1 pseudogene is annotated in these 277 nt (G+C 44.0%); it reads right to left on the bottom strand.

Going from position 1 to position 277, the window contains the following annotated elements:
- Positions 1 to 277: pseudogene (locus AAEY57_RS19820) on the bottom strand (beta-ketoacyl-ACP synthase II); the annotation flags it as partial.

The following is a 277-nucleotide window of genomic DNA, read 5'->3' on the forward strand; positions in this document are numbered from 1 at the left end:
TTGGCGACACTTTTTGATCTGTCAGTGATAAAATCGAAATAATCGATTCAACCGAGCCTGCAGCACCTAACAAGTGACCCATCATCGATTTAGACGAGCCTACCATTACATCTTTAGCTGCATTACCAAAAATAGACTTAACAGCGGCAGTTTCTGCTTTATCGCCTGCATTTGTAGATGTACCGTGTGCGTTAATGTAACCAATTTGCTCAGCGTTTACTTGCGCATCGTTTAGTGCGTTTTGCATTGCAAGTGCAGCACCCGCACCATCTTCTGG

Source organism: Pseudoalteromonas sp. MER144-MNA-CIBAN-0113, from assembly GCF_040308965.1.
Classification (GTDB): Bacteria; Pseudomonadota; Gammaproteobacteria; order Enterobacterales; family Alteromonadaceae; genus Pseudoalteromonas; species Pseudoalteromonas tetraodonis.